This window comes from Thauera phenylacetica B4P (assembly GCF_000310225.1).
Classification (GTDB): Bacteria; Pseudomonadota; Gammaproteobacteria; order Burkholderiales; family Rhodocyclaceae; genus Thauera; species Thauera phenylacetica.
On sequence record NZ_AMXF01000252.1, the window covers coordinates 1 to 5,645 of the forward strand.

The following is a 5,645-nucleotide window of genomic DNA, read 5'->3' on the forward strand; positions in this document are numbered from 1 at the left end:
TCGGCGAGGCGCGCGTCCGCGCCGAGCGCCGGCGCGCGCTCGCGGCGCTGCACGACAGCGAGGCGGTGCTGCGCGAGGCGCAACGCATCGGTGGGGTCGGGCAGTGGCGCAGGGACCTGCCGGGCGGCGCGCTGTGGTGCTCGGACACCTTGTTCGGGCTCTTCGGCATGGTCCCGGTGGCGGGAGAGGATGCGCTCGACGCCCTGCTCACCCGCGTGCACCCCGACGACCTCGGGCGCCTGCTGCAGGCCCACCGCGCGCTCGCCGACGGCAGCGAGCGCGTGGAGCTGGAGTACCGCATCATCCATGCCGACGGCAGCCTGCGCTACGTGCTCGAGTGCGCGGCCCGCAGCCGCGGCGCCGAGGCCGCGACGCCGCGCTTGATCGGTACGGTGCACGACGTCTCCGCGCAGCGCGCCGCGGCCGAGGCCTTGCGCACCGCCAACGCGCGCCTGCGCCAGATGTCGCTGCGCGTGCTCGACGCCCAGGAGGCCGAGCGCCGCGCGGTGGCCTACGAGCTGCACGACCAGATCGGCCAGGCGCTGACCGCGGTCAAGCTCGACCTGCAGGCGATGACCCCGCATCTGGACGCCGGCCCGGCGGTAGCGCGCCTGGCCGCGGCCATCCACACCACCGAGGAGGCGCTCGCGCAGGTGCGCGGCCTGTCGCTCAACCTGCGCCCGCCGCAGCTCGACTACATGGGGCTGGAGGCCTCGCTGCGCTGGCACGCCGAGCGCGAATGCGCGCGCGCCGGGCTGGCGCTCGAGTTCGATGGCGGACTGGGCGAATTCAAGGCCGAGGAGCGCTGCGCGATCGTGTGCTTCCGGCTGCTGCAGGAGGCGCTCACCAACGTCGTCCGCCATGCCGGGGCGAAGCGGGTGCGCATCGCGCTGGCGGCCGCGGACGGCCGCGTGGATCTGGAGATTGCCGACGACGGCCGCGGCTTCGACCTCGCGCGCGCGCCGGCGCATGCTCGAAGGCGCCAGCGTGGGCCTGCTCGGCATGGAGGAGCGCGCGGCGCTGATCGGCGGCGAGGTGCGCATCGACGCCGCGCCCGGCGCGGGCACCCGCATCCGGGTAAGCCTGCCCTGTACCGCGCACATCACACCGGCGTAGGATTCGGTCATGGAAGGAATGCGAGTTCTGCTGGTGGACGATCACAGCCTGGTGCGCGCGGGCATTCGCGCGCTGCTCGGCTCGATCGCGGGCGTGGCCGGCATCGAGGAGGCGAGCAGCGGCCGCCAGGCGGTCGAGCTGGCGGCGACGATGCAGCCCGACCTGGTGCTGATGGACATCGCGATGGACGACATGGACGGCCTCGCCGCCACGCGCGCGATCTCCGCGGCGCATCCGCACATCAAGGTGGTGATCCTGTCGATGCACGACACCGGCGACTTCTTCGAGCAGGCGCTGCGCTGCGGCGCGCGCGGCTACCTGCTCAAGGACGCCGCGGTGGCCGAGCTCGAGATGGCGATCGCGGCGGTGATGCGCGGCGACGTCTACCTGAGCCCTGCGGTGTCGCGCCACCTGGTGGGCAACATGCTCGCGCGCGCCCCCGAGGACGAGCGCGCGGCGAGCGTGCTGACTCCGCGCCAGACCGAGATCCTCGAGCTCATCGGCAGCGGCCTCGGCACCAAGGAGATCGCCCGCCGGCTCGACCTCAGCGTCAAGACCGTGGAGGCGCACCGCGCCCAGATCATGGAGCGCCTGGGCGTGCGCGACATCGCCAACCTGCTGCTGGAGGCCGCGCGCCGCGGCCTCATCACGCTCGGCAAGCGCTCCACCCCCCTAGACGCGCCTCGGTAATCCACGGGATTGTCGTCGCGCCCCGGCGGCCTATCATGGCGGCATGGACCGGAGTGCCGGAGTGCGATTCCGGCCGCACACCGCTAAGGAAGGACAAGCATGGGCGAGAACATCGATCTGCTGATCGTCGAGGACAACGAATCCGATGCCGCGCTGGTGGTGCGCCAGCTCGAGCGCGCCGGCTACACGGTGGCGACCGCGCGCCGGGTCGATCGCGCCGCGGAGTTCCAGGTCGCCCTCGGGGCCTGCGCGTGGTCGGCGGTGCTGTGCGACTACGCCCTGCCCGGCTTCAGCCCCGAGGAGGCGCTCGCCCAGGTGCAGGCGAGCGGGCTCGACCTGCCCTTCGTGGTCGTCTCGGCCTCGCTGAGCGACGAGGAGGCCAGCCGCCTGATGGCGCTCGGCGCTCACGACTACGTGCACAAGCACGATCTCGCGCGCCTCGCCCCCGCGCTCTCGCGCAGCCTGGCCGAGGCCCGGGGCCGGCAGGCCCGCCGCGACGCCGAGGACGGCCTGCGCGCCCGCGATGCCCACCTGCGCATCTGGAGCGAGGTGGTCGAAGGCCTGCACGAGGGCATCGTGGTGACCAGCCTCGCCGGCGACATCCTCGACTGCAACCCGGCCTTCGAGCGCATCACCGGCTACGCCCGCGCCGAGGTCCTGGGGCTGAACCCGCGCGTCCTCAAGTCCGGCCGCCACGACGCGGCCTTCTACGCGGGGCTGTGGGACGCGCTGGTGACCCGCGGATCCTGGACCGGCGAGGTGTGGAACCGGCGCAAGAGCGGCGAGATCTACCCCGAGCGCCTGGCCTTGCGTGCGGTGCGCGGCGCCGACGGCCTGCCCTCGCACTACGTGGGCATGTTCAGCGACATCAGCCGCGAGAAGCAGGACCAGGCCCGGCTCGACTACCTGACCCACCACGACCCCCTCACCGGCTTCGCCAACCGCCAGCTGTTCATGGAGCGCCTGGAGCAGGCGCTCGAGCGCGCCGCCGCCGGCGAGGGCAAGGCCGCGGTGCTGCTGCTCGACCTCGACCGCTTCCGGCGGGTGAACGAGAGCCTCGGCCAGGACGCCGGCGACCGCCTGCTGCAGGTGATGGGCGAGCGCATCGCCGGCTGCCTGAAGCGACGCAGCAGCCTCGCCCGCCTCGGCAGCGACGAGTTCCTCCTGCTGATCACCGAGTTCGCCGATGCCGACGCGCTGGCCGCGCTCGCGCGGCGCATCCTCGACGAGCTCGCCCGTCCGGTGACGATCGGCGGGCAGACCCTGCACATGAGCGCGAGCCTGGGCATCAGCGTGTATCCGGACGATGGCGGCGACGCCGAGCACCTGCTGCATGCGGCGGAGGCCGCGCGCGCGCAGATCCGCCACGGCCTGGGCAACCGCCTGCACTTCTTCACGCCCGGCATGGACACCCGGGCGCGGCGCTGGATCGCGGTGGAGAGCGAGCTGCGCCACGCGCTCGCGCGCGGCGAGCTGCAGCTTTACTACCAGCCGATGGTCTGCGTGCGCGACGGCCGCGTGCGCACCGTGGAGGCGCTGCTGCGCTGGAACAGCCCGGAGCTGGGCTGGGTGTCGCCGGCGGAGTTCATCCCGGTGGCCGAGGAGAGCGAGCTGATCGTGGCGATCGGCGACTGGGTGCTCGAGACCGCCTGCCGCCAGGTCCGCCACTGGCAGGACACCGGGCTGCCGCCGATCCGCGTGGCGGTAAACGTCTCCGCACACCAGCTCGCCGGCGGCCGCCTGCCCGAGCGCGTGCGCGAGGTCCTCGAACGCAGCGGCATCGCCCCCGGCCAGCTCGAGATCGAGCTCACCGAGAGCGCGATGATGAGCGACAGCGAGCACAGCGCACGCCAGGTCGAGGCGATCAGCCGCATGGGCGTGAGCGTCTCGCTCGACGACTTCGGCACCGGCTACTCCTCGCTCGCCTACCTGAGCCGCTTCGCCCTCACCAAGCTGAAGATCGACCGCAGCTTCGTCGACGGCCTGACGCGCGACCCGAAGAGCTCGATCATCGTGGATGCCACCCTGGGCCTGGCGCGCGGGCTGGGCCTGCGCGTGGTCGCCGAGGGCGTGGAGACGGAGGCGCAGCGCGAGCTGCTCGCCGCCGCCGGCTGCGATGCGCTGCAGGGCTACCTGTTCAGCCCGCCGGTGGCGCCGGCCGCCCTCGGCGCGCTCATCGACCGCTTCGCGCCGGCCGAGCGCTACGCGAAGCCGAGGGTGTTCGCCGTCAGCGCCTGATCGGGGCGCCCTCGCCGCTCAGCGCGGCGGCGCGCTCCTGGCCTGGCGCAGCGACCACAGGCTGACCAGCGCGAGCGCGCCGACGATCAGCGCCATGCCGGCGAACTCCACCGGCGTCGGGCGCTCACCGAGCTCGATCCAGCCCGCGAGCGCGCCCACCATCGGGATGCCGAGCGCGGACAGCCCGGCCACGCCGGTGGACAAGCGCTGCAGCACGAACAACCACAGCAGCCAGGCCAGGCCGGTGGCGAGCACGGCGTTGAACACCAGCGCGCCCCAGAAATACGGCGTCGGGTCGATCGGCCGCGACGGATGCAGCAGCGCCAGCACGCACAGCGCGATCGCACCGAACAGCATCTGCCAGGCGGTGAGCGAGAGCAGGTCGAAGTCGTGCGCGCGTCGCATGCGCTTGGCCTGCACCGAGGCCGCCGCCCAGGTCACCCCGCCGGCGACCGCGAGCAGGTTGCTGAAGGCGCTGCCGCCCATCGCCCAGGGCTCGAGCACCAGCACCAGGCCGCAGGCGGCGATGGCGTTGGCCACCCACTGCATGCCGCGCACGCGCTCGCCGAGCACGAACCAGGCCATCGGCACCACCCAGAACGGCATCGTATACACCAGCACCGCGGTCTTGCCCGCACCGCCGGCGACCAGCGCCCACTGGATCAGCGCGGTGAAGGCGCCGGTCTGCAGCACGCCGAGCAGCGCCACCTCGCGCACCGCCTTGAGGCCGAGCGGGCGGCGCAGCGCCACCAGCACGACGAAGAGCGTGGCGGCGCCGAGCACGGTGCGGATCGCCGAGAAGTCGAAGGGATCGACATACTGGATGACCTGCTTCATGACCACCCAGTTGTAGCCCCAGATCAGCGACAGGAGCGCGAGCGCGAACACCGCCAGGCGCGGCGAGCCGGATGCGGACATCGGACCTCCAAAAGGAAAACGCCGCGGCGCCCCGGGAGGGGGCCGCGGCCGAAGGGGTGCCGCCGGGGAGGCGGCGGCGGGCAACAGTGCGGGACGGATTATGCCCCGGCCTGCGGGCGGCGACCTATGCCGGCGCGGATACGCATTATCCGCGCCGGCAATGCAGCGGGTGCGGCGCGACCCGCGCCGACCCCCCTTTCAGCCCGTTCCGGCGACGACACCCTCACGCCCCCTTCACCGTGCAGATCATGGAGCGCCCCCCGCGCGCCTCCCAGGCCTTCGTGCCGATGTCGGGCAGGCCCTAGCTGGTGGTGGTGGCACCCGCCGGTGCGGCACCCAGGGGGGAAGACCTGCAGGTGTTCCTCGCCCGCGGCGACCAGGGCGTCCATTACGCCACCGGCGTCTGGCACCACCCGCTGCTCGCGCTCGACGGGGTGATCGAGGGGCGGTGATCGCCGCGGAGGCGCCGTGTTCGCGGCTTGCGCCGCTCCTACACGGGCCGGGGCGGTCTGGCGCGCCGTGTTCGCGGCTTGCGCCGCTCCTACACGGGCCGGGGCGGTCTGGCGCGGCCTGTTCGCTCGACGGGGTGATCGAGGGGCGGTGATCGCCGCGGAGGCGCCGTGTTCGCGGCTTGCGCCGCTCCTACACAGGCCGGGGCGGTCTGGTGCAATGTAGGAGCGGCG

General features: G+C 73.2%; 4 protein-coding genes and 2 pseudogenes. 5 read left to right on the forward strand and 1 reads right to left on the reverse strand.

Annotation, left to right across the window (positions count from 1 at the left end; all coding sequences use genetic code 11):
* Positions 1-167: 167 nt before the first annotated feature.
* The 4 genes and pseudogenes from C667_RS19685 to C667_RS19695 form a co-directional block, all read left to right on the forward strand.
* A pseudogene (locus C667_RS19685) lies at positions 168-947 on the forward strand (sensor histidine kinase); the annotation flags it as partial.
* A 22-nt stretch (positions 948-969) separates the two neighbouring features.
* Positions 970-1,116: an ATP-binding protein gene (locus C667_RS26575; RefSeq protein ID WP_245538506.1), complete on the forward strand. Its 147-nt coding sequence runs from the start codon at positions 970-972 to the stop codon at positions 1,114-1,116.
* A 9-nt stretch (positions 1,117-1,125) separates the two neighbouring features.
* On the forward strand, positions 1,126-1,806 hold the full coding sequence (locus C667_RS19690) for a response regulator (RefSeq protein ID WP_051174699.1): 681 nt from the start codon (positions 1,126-1,128) through the stop codon (positions 1,804-1,806).
* Between the two features lie 99 nt (positions 1,807-1,905).
* Positions 1,906-4,044 carry a putative bifunctional diguanylate cyclase/phosphodiesterase gene (locus C667_RS19695; protein WP_051174700.1) on the forward strand — a complete coding sequence of 713 codons (2,139 nt, stop codon included), beginning with the start codon at positions 1,906-1,908 and terminating at the stop codon, positions 4,042-4,044.
* A gap of 18 nt (positions 4,045-4,062) precedes the next feature.
* Here C667_RS19695 and C667_RS19700 read toward each other — a convergent pair whose 3' ends face one another.
* Positions 4,063-4,962, reverse strand: coding sequence for a DMT family transporter (locus C667_RS19700; RefSeq protein ID WP_004378207.1), 900 nt, complete (start codon positions 4,960-4,962; stop codon positions 4,063-4,065).
* Between C667_RS19700 and C667_RS26855 the strand changes: the two are divergent.
* Positions 4,953-5,405 (forward strand): annotated as a pseudogene (locus C667_RS26855) (ureidoglycolate lyase); the annotation flags it as partial. The gene C667_RS19700 and the pseudogene C667_RS26855 overlap by 10 nt on opposite strands.
* Positions 5,406-5,645: the final 240 nt, after the last annotated feature.

Bases quoted from the DNA above. Each gene is read 5' to 3' on its own strand.
- C667_RS26575 (WP_245538506.1), top strand. From the start codon at position 970: ATGCTCGAAGGCGCCAGCGTGGGCCTGCTCGGCATGGAGGAGCGCGCG.
- C667_RS19695 (WP_051174700.1), top strand. From the start codon at position 1,906: ATGGGCGAGAACATCGATCTGCTGATCGTCGAGGACAACGAATCCGAT.
- C667_RS19700 (WP_004378207.1), bottom strand. From the start codon at position 4,962: ATGTCCGCATCCGGCTCGCCGCGCCTGGCGGTGTTCGCGCTCGCGCTC.
- C667_RS19690 (WP_051174699.1), top strand. From the start codon at position 1,126: ATGGAAGGAATGCGAGTTCTGCTGGTGGACGATCACAGCCTGGTGCGC.